Annotated in this window: 19 protein-coding genes and 1 pseudogene; 8 read left to right on the forward strand and 12 right to left on the reverse strand. The window is 34.6% G+C overall.

Annotation, left to right across the window (positions count from 1 at the left end):
- Positions 1 to 100: 100 nt before the first annotated feature.
- Positions 101 to 1,504, forward strand: a complete 1,404-nt coding sequence (locus tag ILS93_RS25480) for a sigma-54 interaction domain-containing protein (RefSeq protein ID WP_064477252.1) — start codon at positions 101 to 103, stop codon at positions 1,502 to 1,504.
- Between the two features lie 157 nt (positions 1,505 to 1,661).
- Positions 1,662 to 1,859: a hypothetical protein gene (locus tag ILS93_RS25485; RefSeq protein WP_000063919.1), complete on the forward strand. Its 198-nt coding sequence runs from the start codon at positions 1,662 to 1,664 to the stop codon at positions 1,857 to 1,859.
- 53 nt (positions 1,860 to 1,912) lie between these two features.
- Here ILS93_RS25485 and truA read toward each other — a convergent pair whose 3' ends face one another.
- The 6 genes from truA to ILS93_RS25515 all read right to left on the reverse strand — a co-directional run bounded on the left by truA (position 1,913) and on the right by ILS93_RS25515 (position 7,837).
- Positions 1,913 to 2,650: a tRNA pseudouridine(38-40) synthase TruA gene (gene truA / locus ILS93_RS25490; protein WP_064477251.1), complete on the reverse strand. Its 738-nt coding sequence runs from the start codon at positions 2,648 to 2,650 to the stop codon at positions 1,913 to 1,915.
- 56 nt (positions 2,651 to 2,706) lie between these two features.
- Complete coding sequence (gene rlmD, locus ILS93_RS25495) at positions 2,707 to 4,086, reverse strand: 23S rRNA (uracil(1939)-C(5))-methyltransferase RlmD (protein WP_222661584.1); 1,380 nt, start codon at positions 4,084 to 4,086, stop codon at positions 2,707 to 2,709.
- A gap of 10 nt (positions 4,087 to 4,096) precedes the next feature.
- Positions 4,097 to 4,960 carry a DNA-3-methyladenine glycosylase family protein gene (locus tag ILS93_RS25500; RefSeq protein ID WP_222661585.1) on the reverse strand — a complete coding sequence of 288 codons (864 nt, stop codon included), beginning with the start codon at positions 4,958 to 4,960 and terminating at the stop codon, positions 4,097 to 4,099.
- Between the two features lie 59 nt (positions 4,961 to 5,019).
- Entirely contained in the window at positions 5,020 to 5,802 is a 783-nt protein-coding gene (gene pdaA, locus ILS93_RS25505) for a delta-lactam-biosynthetic de-N-acetylase (protein ID WP_064477249.1), read from the reverse strand.
- A gap of 125 nt (positions 5,803 to 5,927) precedes the next feature.
- Positions 5,928 to 7,448 (reverse strand): class I fumarate hydratase, encoded by a 1,521-nt coding sequence (gene fumA, locus ILS93_RS25510; protein WP_222661586.1) that lies wholly within the window; start codon positions 7,446 to 7,448, stop codon positions 5,928 to 5,930.
- Positions 7,449 to 7,654: 206 nt separating this feature from the next.
- A complete protein-coding gene (locus tag ILS93_RS25515) occupies positions 7,655 to 7,837 on the reverse strand; it encodes an SE1561 family protein (protein WP_000513547.1) in 183 nt (60 codons plus the stop codon).
- A gap of 213 nt (positions 7,838 to 8,050) precedes the next feature.
- Between ILS93_RS25515 and yfkAB the strand changes: the two genes are divergently transcribed.
- Complete coding sequence (gene yfkAB / locus ILS93_RS25520) at positions 8,051 to 9,178, forward strand: radical SAM/CxCxxxxC motif protein YfkAB (protein ID WP_000156029.1); 1,128 nt, start codon at positions 8,051 to 8,053, stop codon at positions 9,176 to 9,178.
- Between the two features lie 71 nt (positions 9,179 to 9,249).
- Here the strand turns inward: yfkAB and ILS93_RS25525 are convergent, their stop codons facing one another.
- Entirely contained in the window at positions 9,250 to 10,047 is a 798-nt protein-coding gene (locus ILS93_RS25525) for a YfkD famly protein (protein WP_033662157.1), read from the reverse strand.
- 81 nt (positions 10,048 to 10,128) lie between these two features.
- Entirely contained in the window at positions 10,129 to 11,184 is a 1,056-nt protein-coding gene (gene cax, locus ILS93_RS25530) for a calcium/proton exchanger (protein WP_064477247.1), read from the reverse strand.
- Between the two features lie 179 nt (positions 11,185 to 11,363).
- Between cax and ILS93_RS25535 the strand changes: the two genes are divergently transcribed.
- The 3 genes from ILS93_RS25535 to ILS93_RS25545 all read left to right on the forward strand — a co-directional run bounded on the left by ILS93_RS25535 (position 11,364) and on the right by ILS93_RS25545 (position 12,666).
- A complete protein-coding gene (locus ILS93_RS25535) occupies positions 11,364 to 11,780 on the forward strand; it encodes a pyridoxamine 5'-phosphate oxidase family protein (protein WP_048559739.1) in 417 nt (138 codons plus the stop codon).
- A gap of 154 nt (positions 11,781 to 11,934) precedes the next feature.
- Entirely contained in the window at positions 11,935 to 12,081 is a 147-nt protein-coding gene (locus ILS93_RS25540; protein ID WP_064477246.1) for a BH0509 family protein, read from the forward strand.
- Positions 12,082 to 12,237: 156 nt separating this feature from the next.
- Entirely contained in the window at positions 12,238 to 12,666 is a 429-nt protein-coding gene (locus tag ILS93_RS25545; protein ID WP_000100307.1) for an EamA family transporter, read from the forward strand.
- Positions 12,667 to 12,677: 11 nt separating this feature from the next.
- Here the strand turns inward: ILS93_RS25545 and ILS93_RS25550 are convergent, their stop codons facing one another.
- Complete coding sequence (locus tag ILS93_RS25550) at positions 12,678 to 13,271, reverse strand: DedA family protein (RefSeq protein ID WP_048559737.1); 594 nt, start codon at positions 13,269 to 13,271, stop codon at positions 12,678 to 12,680.
- A gap of 429 nt (positions 13,272 to 13,700) precedes the next feature.
- On the opposite strand from ILS93_RS25550, the gene ILS93_RS25555 reads away from it, so the two are divergent.
- Positions 13,701 to 16,463, forward strand: a complete 2,763-nt coding sequence (locus tag ILS93_RS25555) for a tetratricopeptide repeat protein (protein ID WP_064477245.1) — start codon at positions 13,701 to 13,703, stop codon at positions 16,461 to 16,463.
- A 41-nt stretch (positions 16,464 to 16,504) separates the two neighbouring features.
- Here the strand turns inward: ILS93_RS25555 and lepB are convergent, their stop codons facing one another.
- A complete protein-coding gene (lepB, locus tag ILS93_RS25560; protein ID WP_064477244.1) occupies positions 16,505 to 17,041 on the reverse strand; it encodes a signal peptidase I in 537 nt (178 codons plus the stop codon).
- A gap of 188 nt (positions 17,042 to 17,229) precedes the next feature.
- On the opposite strand from lepB, the pseudogene ILS93_RS25565 reads away from it, so the two are divergent.
- Positions 17,230 to 17,517: pseudogene (locus ILS93_RS25565) on the forward strand (hypothetical protein).
- A 60-nt stretch (positions 17,518 to 17,577) separates the two neighbouring features.
- Here ILS93_RS25565 and ILS93_RS25570 read toward each other — a convergent pair.
- On the reverse strand, positions 17,578 to 18,258 hold the full coding sequence (locus tag ILS93_RS25570; RefSeq protein ID WP_064477243.1) for a lysoplasmalogenase: 681 nt from the start codon (positions 18,256 to 18,258) through the stop codon (positions 17,578 to 17,580).
- A gap of 122 nt (positions 18,259 to 18,380) precedes the next feature.
- Entirely contained in the window at positions 18,381 to 19,331 is a 951-nt protein-coding gene (locus ILS93_RS25575) for a DMT family transporter (RefSeq protein WP_222661587.1), read from the reverse strand.
- Positions 19,332 to 19,434 lie beyond the last annotated feature (103 nt).

Raw genomic sequence — 19,434 nt, forward strand, 5'->3', positions numbered from 1 at the left:
TTAAAGAGAAAATAGCAAAAAAATTTTGCGATTTTATAAGAATTTTAATAAAATTATAAAAAGTCAGTCTTCATAGGGTGAAATGAGGAGAAGATAATCTATGCGTACAGAAGAAATTAATTTTAAACAGATCATTGAAATGAATATGCTATATGAAACTTTACTTAATGAGCTCGATATCGGGATTCATATTATTAATGAGGAAAGTAAAACGATTATCTATAACCGCAAAATGATGGAAATTGAATCAATGGAACGCTCAGATGTGCTATATAAAAGTCCTATAGAAGTATTCGCATTTGAAGAAAATAAAAATAGTACTCTTATAGAGGCATTAAAATTAGGAAAAACAAACAAAAATATAAAACAAACGTATTTTAACAATAAAGGGCAAGAAATTACAACGATTAACAATACTTTCCCTATAATAGAAAACGGAAAAATTAAAGGCGCTATTGAAATTTCAACAGAGATTAGCCATTTCAAACAAACGATGAAAACGAACCTTTCTCGAAAACAAAATAATAAATTTACCTTTGATCACATAATCGGTGATTCTAATGCTCTTCAATCTGTCATTACAGAAGCAAAGAGAGTAATTCGTACATCCTCATCCATACTTCTCGTAGGAGAAACAGGGACCGGTAAAGAACTATTTGCACAAAGTATCCATAATGAAAGTCAACGTTCAACAAAACCATTTATTTCACAAAACTGTGCCGCTATACCTGATACACTCATGGAAAGCTTATTATTTGGTACGAACCGAGGTGCATTTACAGGAGCTATCGATAAAGCTGGTTTATTTGAAGAAGCAAATGGAGGAACTTTGTTATTAGATGAGATCAACTCATTAAGTCCAGCACTTCAAGCGAAGTTACTACGAGCTATACAAGAAAAAACAATACGAAGAATCGGAGGCACACAAGAAAAAGAAATTGATGTTCGTATTATAGCAACTATTAATGAAGATCCTCTTGAAGCTATTACACACAATCGATTACGGAAAGACTTATATTACCGATTAAGCGTCGTTACTTTATGTCTCCCGCCTTTACGTGAACGAAAAGAAGATATTCCTGATCTTGTGCAGCACTTTATCGAAAAGTACAACATTCAATTTGGACTTGGCGTAACGGATCTAGATGTACATGTAAGAGAATTCTTGTATGCATATGATTGGCCTGGAAACGTACGAGAATTGGAACATATCATTGAAGGTTCAATGAATTTAGTTGAAGATGAAAATATCATTACAGCTTTTCATCTTCCCACTCGCTTTCGTGAACAAATAAAAAAAGAATTCAATATGCAACCTTCCCTAACTAATAACGATGCTGATGCACCTAAAACGTTAAAGCACACAATAGAGGCAATGGAGAAGAACTACATCAATCAAATTCTGACAGAGTATCACGGTAATATCTCACAGGCTGCAAAGTTTTTAGGATTAAGTAGGCAAAACTTACAATATCGAATTAAAAAATTGCATTTACACATATGAAATGAAGTGAAGCTTTAATCTGTGGAGGTTTTGTCTACCCTCACCAATTGGACTTTTATTGCCTGTTAATGCAGGATAAATCTGCTTCCAAGCGCAAATATAAATTGGAAAAATATGCTACAATAAACATATAACATACTAGAAAGGAACGATATATATGAGTAATGATAACAAATTAAAGTTATTACAATACTTAGCCTTCTTCCCTACCATTGTATGTATGATGTTACTAGTTGATATGAATGCTTATCCTTATGCAAAACTATTAGCAACAATTAGCGGCTCCTTTGCAGCTATTATGCTTGCTGCTTTTTGGAATTTGAAGATACGTATGAAGAAAGAAAAATCTTCTTAATGCCAAAACAATAAAAAAATCGAGCTTACACAGCTCGATTTTTTTACTGTTTATTAAAACTCAACATTCTCCAAATACAAACCACTTGCCTCAGCAAGACAATTAATTTGATTACGTTGTTTTTCCTCTAAAATATTTGGGATTGTGTCCGCATCTAATTGTCCTAATCCAACTTCAATTAATGCTCCAACAATTTTTCTTACCATGTTATGAAGGAATCCGTTACCACTTACTCTAATTTGTACAAATCCTGCTTCTTCCATCACTTCAAGTGTATATACTTCTCGAACCATAGACTTTTTCTTTGATTTCGCATTTGAAAAAGCAGTAAAATCATGTGAACCAACTAAATGTTTCGCAGCTTCTTTCATGCTTTTCACATTTAATTTTTTATTCACATGCATGCTGTATTTACGCATAAATGGATTTGTATGCTCTTCATTCCAAATTTTATAAAGATATGTTTTTGCTTTAGAATTGTAACGAGCATGGAAGCGATCTTGTACTTCTTCTACACTCGTAATGCTAATATCGTTGGGTAAATATTGATTTAAATATTTTTTCACTTTATGTTCCACTAACTTCTCATCACTTTGAAAGTTAGCAACTTGATTCAAAGCATGTACACCCGCATCTGTTCTACTACAACCGATAATTTCAATTTCTTTTCCGATCATTTCAGATATGACACTCTCGATTTTTCCTTGAATTGTATTATCGTTATTACCGAGACGTTGCCATCCTTTAAAACGTGCACCATCGTACTGAATCGTTAATTTATAATTATTCATTTTACTCTCCTTCATAGAAAATATTCCCTCATATCGTGAGGGAATATGAATACACTTTACTTTCTAACAAGCTTCACTACATTTTCTACATGAGCTGTATGTGGGAACATATCAACTGGTTGTACATATTCCACTTCATAACTCTTCATTAATGCTTGTACATCACGTGCTAATGAAGAAGGATTACAAGATACGTAAACAACTTGTTTTGGTTTCACTTTTAAAATTGTTTCCAGTAATTTATCATCGCAACCTGTACGAGGTGGATCGACAACAATTACATCTGGACGCCATCCTTCTTTTACCCATTTCGGTAACCATTGTTCAGCTTTACCTGCTTCATATTTCGTATTTGTAAATCCGTGACGCTTCGCATTTTTTCTTGCATCTTCAATCGCTTCTGGAATTACATCCATACCACGTACTTCCGCTGCATCATTTGCAAGCCAAAGACCGATTGTACCAACACCACAATACGCATCTACAATTTTCTCATCGCCTGTTAAAGCAGCTGCTTTTTTCGCTTCATCGTATAAAACAACTGTTTGTTCTGGATTTAACTGGAAGAATGCACGTGCTGATAATTCAAATGATAAATCACCTAGTGTTTCTTGAATTACTTCTTTTCCAACTAATTTAAATGTTTTATCACCGAAAATAACAGATGTTTTACGCCAGTTTACGTTTTGCATAATTGATTTAACAGCTGGCATCTGTTTTTGTACTTCTGCGATAAATTGATCTTTATTTGGTAATTCTTCTTTTGTTGTAATAAGTGTAACTTGTACTTCCCCTGTTTGAACTGCAGTACGTGTCACAATTGTGCGTACTAAACCTTTTTGTTTTTTCTCATTGTAAATAGAAACATTTAATTTTTCTAATATACGTCTTACAACTTTTGTCGCTTCATTCGTTGCTTTATGTTGAATCATACAGTGAGCAATATCAATTAACTGATGTGAGTTTTGCTTATACAGCCCTGTAATAACCTTTTCGTCTTTACGTCCCACTTGTAATTGACTCTTATTACGATAATGCCATGGGTTTTCCATACCAAGCGTTGGACGAATTTTTTCTTCCAAACTGTTGTTCATATACTTCTCGAATGCTTGTACAACGATATCACGCTTTTGATTTAATTGTTCTTTATAATCTAAATGTTGCAGCTGACAACCGCCACACTCTTCATATACCGGACATGGTGCTTTCACACGATGTGGTGAAGCTTTACGAACTTTTTTCACTTTCGCTTCAGCGAAGCCACGCTGAATTTTCGTTGTTTCAGCAACAACTTCTTCTCCTGGTAATGCCCCTGGAATGAAAACAACTTGTCTCTTAAAATAACCAACGCCTTCTCCGTTAATCCCAAGACGTTTAATTGTCACAGGAAACGTTTGACCAACTTCCAACTTACTCTCATGTTGCTTTTGTATCATTATTACACCTCTACTCTATACTTTTCCATAAATATAACGCTGCATAACTGCAGTATGGTTCACACTCTTGTTTCACTTTTTCTAAAAATGCATCATCAGGTTTATCATCTAATTGAAATACACCTTGCACTGCACGCTGAATCCCAATGTCCGCTTTCGGAAACATATTTTTCCGTCCAAGCCCAAACATTAAAAAATTTTGCACTGTCCATGTACCAATCCCCCTAATTGGTAACAATTGTGCGGAAACCTCTTCATCCGCCCTGGTTTCTATACTCGCTAAATTTAATGTACCGCTGACAATACTTCGACCTAACCCTACTATATATTCAGCCTTTCGCTGACTAAACTTCTGCTCTCTCAATTCTTCTATTGAAATATTTGCTACTATTTCTGGAGTGGGGAAAAAGAATACACCGTTCTTCTCTGTTCCATATCGTTTCACAAACTGTTCTGTTAACACAGTAGCAAATTTCAAATTTATTTGTTGATGAATGATACAGCGAAGAAGACAAGCAAAATAATCAAACTCTAAAATAATTGGAGTATAAGCATATGTTTCAAATAGTGGACGTAATGATGTGTTTAAAAAATGATTTTGTATATCTTGAAACGGTTCATTCCAATGAAAAATGGCCCTCATTCGTTTCATGACTTTCTCTTGATCTCCTGCCTGACTAGAGATCCAAAACTGTGGATTTTGAACAGTACCAATCCCTTGCAAGCGAACAACAATCTGTTCCTCGTCTATACAAAGCGGGACATAAATGACTTTCTCATCTAATTGAATGACGTGAAGAGGATCAAAAGATAAACGTTTTAATACCTCTTCAAAATGATACGGATACTCTAACGTAACATGTTCGCTCCACATACGTTTCCCCATCCTTTTTACACATCATTATAGCATGAGAAAACCGCAAGCATACATGCTTACGGTTGATTGCTTTTTACTAAGTCATCTAGACTTTTAAAATGATACCCTTTCTCGCGCAAATCATCAATGATTTTCGCAAGTGCTTCTGCATTATCTTTCGAGATTGCATGAAGTAATAAAACAGATCCTGGATGAATCATCGTCATTACATTATTATGTGCATATTGCCATCCTCTTTGCTCATCCACTTTCCAATCCAAAAATGCAAGTGACCAAAATACATTATAATAGCCCATTTCTTTCGTAAGAGCTAACGTTCTTTCGCTAAACACACCTCGCGGCGGACGTACATATTTTACTTCCTTTTGCCCAGTTACTTTTTTAATTTCTTCTGTTACACTCGTTAATTCCTCACGAAGTTTCGCATCATTTACCGTTGTAAAATCAGGATGACTCCACGAATGGTTTCCAATAATATGTCCTTCATCCTTCATTCTTAATAACAAATCTTTTTGTGTTTTTATATAATGACCCGTTACAAAGAAAGTTGCCGGTACTTTTTTCTCTTTTAATACGTCTAAGATTTTCCCTGTGTATCCATTCTCGTACCCATTATCGAATGTTAAATAAATATCTTTTTTCTTTGTATCCCCTAAATAAAACCCACCATTTTTTTGTAGTAATTCTGTATATAGCTTCCCTGCATCTGGTACTGTTTCATTTTTAGGACGCGGGATTCCCCAGTTATGTGGAGTATTTGTATAAGCTAATGTTGAAACTGGAACAAGTGCCATCATAATTGAAAAAATGAGACCGATATATAACCATTTATATTTCATAAATAGTCTCCTTTCCATATATAATCGTACTTGTAGTTTCTGTTGCCGTGCATTCTTTCATGCTGAACATATTTTTCTATATATACCAAAAAATGCATCTCGAATGATTCGAGATGCATTTTTGTTTACTTAAATACTGGCTCTTTAAAGCTAGCTAATTTTTCAAGTGATGTTTTATCAACATCTGCATGTAAGCTATTACCATGAGCATCCATCGTTACAACCGCTTTAAATCCTTCGATACGTAAATGCCACATTGCCTCTGGAATACCAAATTGTAAGAAATCAACATCTTTCACTTCTTTAATACATTCAGCATAATATTGCGCTGCACCGCCAATTGCATTTAAATATACACCACCATGCTCTTCTAAAGCCGCTAATGTTTTCGCACCCATACCACCTTTTCCAATGACAGCGCGAATACCGAATTTCTTCATAATATCGCCTTGGTACGGTTCTTCACGAATACTTGTCGTTGGACCTGCCGCTTTAATTTGCCAGTTTTCATTTTCATCTTTCACGACAACTGGACCACAGTGATAAATAACTTGTCCTTTTAAATCTACTGGACAATCGTTATCCATTAAATGCTTATGGATTGCGTCACGACCTGTATACATCATGCCATTAATTGTTACAACATCACCAACGCGAAGTTCACGAATTTGCTCTTCTGTAATTGGTGCTTGTAATACAATCTCACGTTGCTCTGTTTTTTCTTGTGCTTCTTGCTGAAGTGTATCCTCACCTTCTTGATATAGCCAATCCATAATTTCACCTGTTTCAGGATGGATTGTTACGCCAAGACGGCGATATGCCCAGCAATTATACGCAACAGATACGTAGAAACTAGCTGGCAGACGATTATACACGCCAATTTTACAACCAAGTAAAGTTGTTTCTCCACCAAATCCCATCGTACCAATACCAAGCTTATTCGCCTTTTCTAATACGTACTCTTCAAGTTTTTGTAACTCTGGTACTGGATTGACATCATCTAATGTACGGAATAATTGATTTTTTGCTAATTCGTAACCTGATGTGCGGTCTCCCCCGATACCAACACCAATTACACCTGCACTACAACCTTGACCTTGCGCTTGATATACAGCATGAAGAAGGCATTTACGAATTCCTTCTAAATCACGACCAGCGCGTCCAAGTCCTTCTAATTCACACGGTAAGCTATACTGTATATTTTTATTCTCACAGCCACCACCCTTTAGAATTAAGCGTGCATCAATATAATCTTTTTCCCATTGTTCAAACTTAATAACCGGTGTACCTGGTCCTAAATTATTTCCACTATTGTCTCCAAAAAGAGAATCAACAGAATTGGGACGAAGTTTACCATCTTTTGTCGCCCGCTCAAGCGCATTATAGATAGCTTCCTTCAACTTTAATTGATTCACACCAACTGGTGTATAAATTTTAAACGTTGGCATCCCTGTATCTTGGCAAATTGGCGAGATGTTATCATCAGCCATTTTAATATTATTCGTAATTGTGCCAAGTGCCATCGCAGAACGAGTCCCTGAATTTTCTCGTTCTTTCGCTTGTTGAATCGCACGACGAACATCTTTCGGTAAGTTCGTTGACGTTTCAACAATTAGTTGATACATGCTTTCTTGAAGCTTTTCCATTGTTACTTCCCCCTCAATTGTGAACGCTACCAAAACGTTATGAGCTGAAAATTCCATTGTTATGCTCTTCAGCTTTTTATTTGTTTCACGCTATTAAAGCATAAATGAAATTTTTCACAACTTGATTATACCTTTTTTTCTACCGTCCTTCTATTATCCATACAGAAAAAGGCTGCCAATTTTGCATTGGCAGCCTTTTTAATATATTATTCGTCTTTTTTAAATTGCTCACATTTTAATTCTAATTCATCTAACATCGCAAGAAGACGATCTACATCCTCTAACTCTACTTCTTCAGGTTCAATTGTATCAATTACTTCAATGAACATATTTAAACGTTCTTTTAAATATACTAGTTGTGAATCTTTATCTTCAATTGCTTTTCCCATGAAGGCACTCTCCTTTTAATTCGAGTTGCTTTTATTATACCGCAAAAATGATTGCTATGGGCATGAAATTTCATCAATTTTATCACAGTCATTCATTCAAATGTAAGCCCTCTCTCTTTTTTCACAAAAAAGTTTCACTTTATAAAAAGTACATATTCTTCTATTATAGAGAATGGACAAATTGTTATTTCAATAGTCAAAGGAGTATTTCATATGACGATATCACAAAAAATGAAGCCGATTACTCCTTCTTACGATCCATGGGAAGCGTATATGGACCTTGAAGAGTACGGCAAACTACTATTAACAAACGTTGAGTTTACAACGACAACGTTATGCAATATGCGTTGCGAGCATTGTGCTGTTGGTTACACATTACAGCCGAAAGATCCAAATCCGCTTCCGATGGAGCTTTTATTAAAAAGATTAGATGAGATTCCTCATTTACGTTCTTTAAGTATTACTGGCGGAGAACCAATGCTTTCAAAGAAATCCGTCGACAACTATGTAACACCACTCTTAAAATACGCCCATGAACGAGGCGTTCGCACTCAAATCAACTCAAACTTAACTATAGATTTAGCACGTTACGAACAAATTATTCCTTATCTAGACGTATTGCATATATCCCATAACTGGGGAACAATTGATGACTTCGTTGAAGGTGGATTTGCAATGATGGAACGTAAACCTACTTATGAACAACGTGCAAAACTATTTGAACGAATGATTACAAATAGTAAAGCTCTATCAGATGCAGGTGTACTCGTATCAGCTGAAACGATGTTAAACAAAAGAACTCTACCACATATTGAACATATTCATCGTCAAATTGTCGAAGAGATGGGCTGTAAACGTCATGAAGTTCACCCGATGTATCCGAGTGATTTTGCGAGCAATCTAGAGATTTTAACAAAAGCTGAAATTCGTGATGCAATTGAGCATTTACTAGAAATTCGCGATGAAAATGTATGGATGTTATTTGGAACTTTACCTTTCTACGCTTGTAGCGATGACGAGCGAGACATTGCCACATTTAAGAAATTACAAGAAAGCAAAAATGTAACAGTTCGTAACGATCCAGATGGTCGTTCTCGTTTAAACGTCAACATTTTCGATGGAAATATTATTGTAACTGATTTCGGTGACGTTCCCCTTCTAGGTAACGTACAAACAAACACACTACAAGAAGCGTATGACAAATGGAGTGCTTCAAAAACAGCACAATCATTAAGCTGTCACTGTCCTGCAGTAAAATGCCTTGGACCAAATGTTCTTGTAAAAAATAGCTACTATCCGACAGAAGATTTCTTATCAAAAACAGCAAACATAACATTTTAAAGTTGAACCAATTGCCCACAACTAGCGGGATAAATAAAAACGTCAGCTTATAAGCTGACGTTTTTTTCATATTATTGCGAGTGAGAAGATGAAATGAATTTAAAATATAAATGATCATGAATTGGAATCGCCGCTCCAATTCCTTGTGAGGTAATATTTTTCACTACAAGCCTCTTTTGATTTCCTTTTAACACAAGGTACACTTCTCCAAACGTTACTTTTCCTTTTTCATTTACTGCTGGTGTATAAGCGTATAAATATCCAAGTTGACTCGGACTAATATTATACACACGCTCATGTCCAGTACCATAACCAATGGTCGTTTTAAATGAAAGCGGCAATTGTACTTTTTCAAGTGCTTTGAGAAGCATCATTTTTTTCACATCCGCAGTATTTTTCATATCTGCTGTTAAATCACCTTCAACCGTTTTTTGCGTTTCTTGCTTATAGCGTAGCGGATATAAGCGATCTCCTCCGCGATTATCGTACACATTACGATTTACTTGTTTATATTCCCAATTAATCGATGTATCAACCGATTCATAATTTAAAGCCCATTGACCTAAATAAATCTTCGCTCGGTACCCTACCGCAAGCGGAGCATTCGAAATTGTCGTTTCATTAAACATTCGAATTAAGTCCGGATTTTCAATTTTAATATTTGCTGTTTTCAATAGTTCTTGAGCAAACTTACTCGGTTGTAAGCGCGGCAAATCTTGCGCATCATTTGGAAACGTATTGTCTTTAGAAATATTTAAAACAGATGAAGGCATTTTTGTTTCTACCGTTGTCTTTGCAAAACTCATGTTAGGAAATAATAGAATAAACGAGACCATAGTTGAAAGACATATGCTGTATACTCGTTTCACCTGTCTGGCTCCTTCCTACGTAAAGGTATATATACTACTTTGTTTATTGTTTTCTCTCAATACAATTGTTATGCCTATTTTTCATAATAAATAAAAACCAATTCCCATAATGACATACGCTGCTAATAACGTACCGCCTTCAAACCAATTTGTATCTCCATCATTTGAAATCGCAATTGTTAAGAAAACAGCTGTAATCATAGAAACAAGTTCTGGTATTGTAAATACTAAAGGCATCCTTTGCGTGAATAACATAGAAAGCAGTACTAATACAGGAGCAACAAACATGGCAATTTGTAACGTAGAACCGACTGCAATTTCAACTGCAATATTTACTTTATTTTTATACGCCATAATAATTGCAGATGCATGTTCCGCTGCATTCCCAACAATTGCAACGATAATAACTCCTATAAATAACTCTGACCAACCAAATGACTTTGCAACTGTCTCAAATGTATGCACGAGCGCCTCTGACACATACGCTACCGCAATTGTCGCTATTGCTAAAATGAGTAGTGCTTTACCTTTCGACCACTCTGGTTCTTCCTCATGAGCGACTTCATCACTTTTATGCTGATATACACCACGATGCGTAACTAACTTAAATAGCAATGCAGCAAGGTACATAATAATCATAATAATAGACACACCGATACTTAATTGATACGTCTTTCCAGCATCCATCTTCATTGAAAAAATCTCTGGAATAACAAAAGCTACTACTACAGCAAAGATTAATAAAGCTGAATTATGCCTTGCATCATACACATTAAAACTTTGTCTTTTGTATTTAAGCCCTCCTATAAAGAAGGATAGCCCTCCTACTAATAATAAATTTCCAAGTACAGAACCCGTTAATGAGGCTAACACCACTTCAATTAATCCCGCCTGAAGTGCAAAAATGGAAATGATCAGTTCAACAGCATTACCGAAAGTAGCATTTAATAATCCGCCTATTCTAGGTCCAGAGACAATTGCCAAACTTTCTGTCGCTCTGCCCATAAAGCCTGCTAATGCGATAATCGTAATACAATACACAGCGAACATAATTGTTTGAGGCCAATGAAGCGTTTTTCCAAGTACAGAAAGTGGTACCCCGATTAGCGCTACTATAAGAAATATTTTATTAAACATGCTTTTCATCCTTCCATCGTATGTATTTCTCCTCGATATTATTATTATTCTTCTCCTAACTTGTCCGATTTCATCACAATTACGTTTAAAAAATCGGATTGAAGAAAACAGTATAAAAGATATTCAAATTATCTTGTTTAAACGGAGAAAACAATAAATTATGAACAGGGGTTAAAAGCATGCATTTAAAAGAAAAAATTGAAACTATTATTTGTGGTCAACGAACTGGTGTATTATCTACTGTACGTGAAAATAAACCTCATAGCGCCTTTATGATGTTTTTCCACGAAGATTTTGTGTTATATGTTGCAACAGATCGGAAATCAAAAAAGATAACAGACATTGAAAACAATCCAAATGTCCATGTACTACTTGGACGAGAAGGAAAAAAATTAGATGAAGATTATATTGAAGTTGAAGGCTTAGCTTCCATCGAGGAAGACTCCACATTAAAAAACAAGTTTTGGAATAATAGCTTAAAACGCTGGTTACTTGGTCCTGAAGACCCTAATTACGTATTAATAAAAATCAATCCTGACACAATTTATTACATCGATGGTGCTGGTACGACGGAGCCCGAGTTTTTACGACTATAAAACAAAACAAGCCCCCTTTAGGTGGGCTTGTTTTGTCGAAAAGTTCTTCTAAAAAAAACAATAAAATAGGTGGAACTTTCTAAAGATTCTGTTATATAATAGCAGTAACTTAAATAAACTGTATTAAAACAGATTGAGGGGAGAAATAAAATTGATGAAAAGAGAAGAACGCAAAAACATGATTGAGTTTATTGAAAAGAAAAAAGGGATTGAGCGTGATGAATTATTGTTTATGACAGACGATGAAGTAGAACATATTTATAATGTAACGTACTTTTTCTATGAGGAAATTGCAGAGTAGTATAATAGTCCCCACCTTATTAGCAACATAAGGTGGGGATTATTTCGTTATTTATTCCGCTATTTACGGGGCGGTAAAATCCCACTGATTAAAGTTTCATTTTATACGTGAGAATGGTTTTCATGTATAATAATGTAAGATTGGAGGAATTTTACTATGAGTTCATGGCTCTTATTCGCACTATTATCAGCAATTGCTGCTGCCCTTGTATCTATTTTTGGAAAGATTGGTTTAGATGGAATCGATGCCAATGTTGCAACAACGGTTCGTTCTATTATTATGGCATTATTTATGGTGGGCGTTATTATTATCCAAGGTAAATTTCAAAATATCGGCGATGTACTGCTAAATAAAAAAGCACTGCTCTTTATCACATTAAGTGGGGTTGCAGGTGCTTCGTCATGGCTATTTTATTTTCTTGCCCTCAAAACAGGGAAAGTTTCACAAGTGGCTCCTGTCGATAAATTAAGCGTCGTATTTTCTATCATTCTCGCGATGATTATACTCGGTGAAAAGTTAAACTTTATGACTGGCGTTGGTGTAGTCTTTATTACAGCTGGTGTATTATTTATTGCTTTCAGCTAAAAAAACCGCTATTAGCGGTTTTTCTTTTTCTTTATATAAAACCATACAATACATGTAACAACTACTGAAATGCATAAAATCCATATTCCGTAATGATGTAGACTATACTCAACGAAACGCCACTTCTCTCCTAACTTCCAGCCAAGTCCAATAAAAACACTTATCCAAATAAGCGCACCACCGTAAGCGTACAAACAAAAACGCCAAAGTGTTAAATTCGACATCCCAGCAAAATAGGCTGTTAAATGACGTACTCCCGGGATAAAGTAACCAATCATTAAAAGAAAGGGGCCATACTTTTCAAATAAAATATGCGTTTTTTCAATGTGATGTTCTTTAATTCTAATCTTCGGTCCATATTTTTTTAAAACAGGGAGTCCAAGTTTTAAACCTAATATGTAGCTTAATGTAATACCTAACATCGCACCAGCCATCCCGCTTAAAAAAGCAGCAGTTCCTGACATAACTCCTTTAGAAACATTATAACCAACGAAAGTCAATAAAAACTCGTCTGGTATCGGTAATCCAACAATTCCACCGGCCAACGCTATAATAATTCCAAAATACCCATAATGCGCGATTAACTCGCCAATATGTTGTTCCATTCGGAAAACACATCCTATGCACGATCGTTATTCCACATTGTGCCCTTTCTATCTTCCAGACAAACATGGTATACATATTCACTATACATTGTTTTTATAATGAACTCTACTTCTATCCATTCCTTTAGCAGGAAGAAAGTGAACCATTAATTGTGCGCCGAACTCCCTCCTACTTCCCTTATATTCACCGATTTTTGAAGCGCTAGTCTTACTACCCACAAATGGCGGGATTAAAAAATAAAAATTCATATGCTTGTTTTTTTGTTACAATAAAGGAAAGTTACTTTTCGCAACGGTTTAACTCTCAGGAAAAATGATATATCCAGCAAAAACATAGTTTGGTCGATATAATGCAACTTCTACCTATTAAAAGAACATACACCCTTTACATACAACATCATTTTTCTAAATTATACAGGGGGAACGAACATGACCATTGAAAATCAATTTATCCAAAAGGTTTACTATAAAACATTTTTAACAGAAGAAACTTCTACTCCAGTATCAGAAGTACTCGGTGAAGCATATATAAATGAATCCACAAATGAATTCTCCAACATTTCTAATATCCGCTTTGCTCAAGGTGAATTTTATTACCAAAATAAAGACTTTGAAGCAGCGATATTTAAATGGGAGAAAGTAAATAACGAACTTGCACTTTGGGCAACCAAAAATATTGCAGATTCTTATTTTGAACTAGGATTCTTGCCAAAAGCAGAAGAAATTTATCAATCTATTCAAACGGAAGATACAGCTCTTACAATGGAAGTTTCCTTACAACTTCTTTCTCTTTACATCGAACAAGATCGTTTAGGTCTAGCATTTAAGACGATTAGTGAGGCTGTTGCATTTCAACCTGACTATCCAAATATTACTGCAATCGCTCGCTCATTCTATGAAAAACAAAAAGATTGGAATAATGCTATCGAGCTTGCCGTTCAAGAAGGAATTCGAACAAAATCGTTACACTGGTTCGATACTTTAATCAATTATGTGAATCAAGGATTCACGAAACAAATCAAACCAGAATATTTCTATGAATCTTTAAAAGCTTTATATGCCATTGATCAAGTCCAATTTAAAGAACTTGTTATTGCGCTTTGGAACAGCTATCAAAATGAAAACTTGCATCTACCTTGGGTTCAAACAATAAATCATTTATTCTTACATATTGAAACAGACAACAATGACGATTGGCATGAAATTGTTGAACGCTATCAAAATACGTACTTTGAGTTAATTACTGGTGAGCATTTCATGCATGAAATGCAGGGACTTGTACCAGATTTATTAACAAATTGGTTTAGTTTAACGAAAGCAAAAGATGCCCTATTTGTCTCTGCTGCAGTGTTAGCATGGAATGAAGTTTCACCTACAACTTTAGAGTCATTACTCGTAAAAAGTGCTGGAGCCCTACTTTCTAATTCAACAGCTGAAACAAATGTAAATATGGAAACAGTTTCTCATTTATTCGAAACGATTGCTGTATGGGCTGAAAAAAATGATGTGGATTTAAGTCATCAATTTACGTTACTCGTTCACGAACTGTGTGATTTAAATGTTACACAATTACTAATAGCGGGAACTAGTGACCATGATAAATCATCATTCATCAATTCAATATTAGGAGAGAACATCTTAACTAAGACCTTAACAACTCCTATTCTATTTAAAGATGATAGCCAAACTGAAATAACAGAATTCACTGCGCTAGATGTACACAATATACCGAACTTTGATGAATTCCATCAAATAATGGCTACATCTTCCCAGTCAGAACTTGAGAAAAAATGTATAGAAATTAAGTTACCGAGTAGATTTTTAAGAAAAAATAAGTTTGCATTTCTTGTTACACCATCCATTCAAGGGCAAGTGGATAAAAACAGCTCATATTTTGAATACTTACAAGCAGCAGATAGCCTTATTTACGTATTAAATTCTGCTTCACCATTACATGGTGAAGAACTTGATACATTACTTTATTTACGGGAACAAGTGCCAAATTTACAAATTCATTTCGTATTACACACAAATAATACGACCAATAATGAAAAACTAATGAGTAAGATTAAAGTCCATTTCCCAAATGCACAGTTCTTCCCATACTCTCCTTCACAAGAGAGTAGCCAACAACTTGGGGACGTGACAGAGTCTATTCTTTCTAATTTGGCAGAACGTAACATGGAACAAGAACGTATAGAAAAACTAATATGGTTTACTCAAAAGACAATCGCATACCTTGTAAATGAACGTGTGGAGTTAGAAAATACATTAGTGAAATCAGTACGCTGGAATAAACATATCTCAGTTAAATTAAATGGATTTATTAACAACCTTACTGCTCTTGAAAAAGATAAAATTCGTTCTATTACAGAATCTTATCTTTTAACGAAAGAAGAAATCACACGAGATATCCATTCTCAAATCCCTGAATTATTACAGAGTTGTTCTGACCTTGTTCAAGAAGATAGCGACTTCAAATTAGTTCATGAAGAATTAAATACTGCGATGAACGAACGAGTTCAAAAACATGTACAACAAGTGCTTCTTCCTAAATTTACTGGTTCTATTCAAGAGTGGATTGAAACAGCTCATAATGAATTTATTCAAGCTCAATCTTATTTAGATGAAATGAGTGAAACGTTTAATAAATTATATAAAGAAGAACGCATGAAACTTCCTTGCGATTTCAAATTACTAGATGATTGGCATCGAGATGTTGTACGTATGACAAATCGAATTACAGTATCGAACATCAATATTTTATTACGCTTTACACCGACACAATTTTTCTTAAAGAGTGCGGGAAAACTATTTGGTAACATGCAAAAAAATCAATCTATGCTCGCAAACAAATATAAACAATACATTGAAACGGAAGATTATACGGAAATTGCTCAAACAATCTCAAAACAATTCTTCCTTCAATTTGAAGTATTTGAAGGCGCATTAGAACGAGATATCATGATGTTCTTTAAAGATCCACTTAGCATACTGAAACAAAATGTAGAATCAGCTCAACTTGAAATACAGGAAGACGAGCAAACATTAGCAACGTTAAGAAGCAACCCAGAAACTTATCACGATCCGTTAGCATTCTTTAAACTGCAACTATTGCAGCACAAATTCGTTTTAAGTACGAACAAAAACAATGAAAACATCTATGAATTTAATGAGTCTCCTACGATTTAACATAAAAAACCAAGCAAATGAAATTTGCTTGGTTTTTTACTTTAATTCATTATTTTCATATGTTCAAATGGATAATAAATCGCCGCTAATTCTCCCAATACATCTTCTCTATCAATAAGTCCCAAACCATTTCTACTATCTCTGCTTATTAAGCGATTATCCCCCATAACAAAAATCTTATTTTTAGGAATTGTAATTGGTCCAAAGTCCTCTGTTAAATTCATAAGTTTTTTTTCAGCTTGTTTTTTATTACTATACAAATACGCTTCCTGTATCACTTCATGATTCACATATAATTGATCATTTCTCACCTCAATGACATCACCAGGCAAACCAATAACCCTTTTCACATAAAAATTATCCGTCTTCACAACAATAATATCTTCTCGCCCATAACTTTCAAATTGCTTTGCTAACTTATTAACAATCAGCTTATCCCCATCTTGTAACGTTGGCTTCATGGATGCTCCTTTTACAGTCGTAGGAAAAAACAAAAAGATTTTTGCCAAAAACACCAACAAACATGCAATTGCAATTGTTCCAAAGAATTCACGCAAACGTTTTTTCTTTTGCATCATTCCACCATCTCATCATCTTTTTACTTTTATTATAAGGACTTCAACTGTATAATTTCCACAAAATTCTGAATTGCAAAATCGTAATATTAAAAACTTTTAAATAATAATATTCAAAAATATATTATCTACATATAATATATCTTACACTTATTATTTTATATTTATATTTACTTAAGAGGACTTTTTCTATGAAAGTTATGCTTAAAAATGAAAATACCGGCCAAATTAAACAAGCAAAAATTGGTTTTAGTTGGACTGTATTTTTCTTTGGTTTCTTCCCTGCTATATTCCATGGAGATTGGAAATGATTTTTAATTATTTTAATCGCTAGCATGTTTACGTTCGGATTCTCTAACCTAGTCTTCTGCTTTATTTACAACAAGCTTTACATCAATGATTTATTAGCTCAAGGTTATAAAGCAGCTGATAAATATAGCCTTTCTGCTCTACAACAAAAAAACATCGTAGCATCGTAGCATAGTAACAAAAAAAGATACTCTCAAAATAGTCTATCCACTATTTTTGAGAGTATCTTTTTATATTCCCACATATACAATACACATTTGAGCCGCTACATATGTAAACCAAATCCAAAGTGGTTCATACTTTAATTTGCGCCCTCCAATATCTGTCACGCCTATAACAAAATCAGAAATCACAAATAGTAAACCACCAAAAGCCGGTATCCACCATATTCCTGTATTCTCATAGTATAGGGCGAATGCAAAGCAAGCCATTCCTCCAACCCACAATCCGTAAATTAGAGCTCCTATCGTAAACAATTTATCTTGTTTATCATTTCGTATAAAAAAGAACCATCCTATAATTAGAAAGAGTCCGTATACGAGTAAACCAATCCAAAAACCATTCCATGAGATGCCTGTTTGCAAAAATGCTTTTACATAAAAACAATGCGCAAGCGCGAAAGTAATCATCCCTCCAATTAATCGATGACCAATTGGAATCAAACCTGCCATAAATAAATCTCCTACAGTTGATAACGTCATACCTAGTGCAACCCACGTACTATACGCTACTGATGGATCTTGTAACCATATCCAAATTGCACTTGCTGTTAAAGAAAAGCTAAGAATAAGACGTACTGCTAAAGGTAACGGCATATTATTTCTTGTCTTTTTTGTCTGTCCTATTGCATACATTGCACCAATTAAAAAAAGAATGATTTGCCCAATTAACACCATGTAAAGTAGATTCATAACATGTTCTCCTCAATAAATGCTTTTTGTATCTTTTTTCGTTACACCTAGTCTATTATCCTTTTTCTATATAAAAAAAGAAGAACAGTACTGTTCTTCCATTGTAATCGTTTTCCTGTTATCTATGCTACTTGTTTTGCGTTCGCCCTTTTCTGCTTAGCTGTCGTCCGATTCACCACGATAATTCCCGCGGCTACACATGCCAAACCGAATAATACAAATGAATGAATTGCTTCTCCTAAAATCATGCTCGATAATAACACACCAAATACAGGTATAAAGAACATGTACATTGATACTTTTCCAACCTTGTTATACTTCATAATTGTATTCCAAATGCAAAAGCCTGCTGCGGATAAGAAAGATAAATAGATAAGCATAAATATTGCATGTACACTAAATGTAAATGGCATTACTCCAACTTGCAGAGCTCCTATACATAATAGCCCGATAGAACCAAAAATCATTTGGTATGCTGTCATATAACCAACATCTAATGTTTTGCTACCTTCTTTCGCCAATATGTTTCCATATGAATACAACATTGCTGCACTAAGAAGTAATAAGCTACCAATTCCGAAATGGAATGAAAAACTACCATCACTCGGTACATTTACTAAAATGACACCACAAAAGCCGATAGAGACCCCAATTATTTTTCTCATATTGAGCGCATCATCTTTATATAAAAAGTGCGCAAGTAAAATTTGAAAGAATGATGATGTTCCTGAAATGATAGCTCCTTCAATGCCAGAACTATAACTCATTCCAATATAAAAACATATATATTGAAGAAATGTTTGAAATAAACCAATTTGTACTAACTGCTTCCCCGTTCCTTTTTTGAAGCTCATATCTTTTCCTAACACTTTAAAGAATAATAAGAGCATGACTCCAGATAAAAAGAAACGATAACCAGCAAATAATATTTGCTCCCCAACTTCTTGTGGCTGAATTCCAAGTTCAGCGTAACTTAATTTAATAAATGGGAATGCGCTCCCCCACAAAAAAGTCGCTACTATTGCAGCAATTAGTACGCCAATCGGATGGGTAAAAAATTTCTCTGTCTTCACTTGTTGTCTTCCTTTCCGATCTTTTTATGAACAATATTCATATATACCAAAGGAAGTGTGAAAACACAAGTTTTCAGTTTATACGCAAACAAAACATATCATC

Source organism: Bacillus sp. 16GRE42, assembly GCF_019837435.1.
Classification (GTDB): Bacteria; Bacillota; Bacilli; order Bacillales; family Bacillaceae_G; genus Bacillus_A; species Bacillus_A wiedmannii.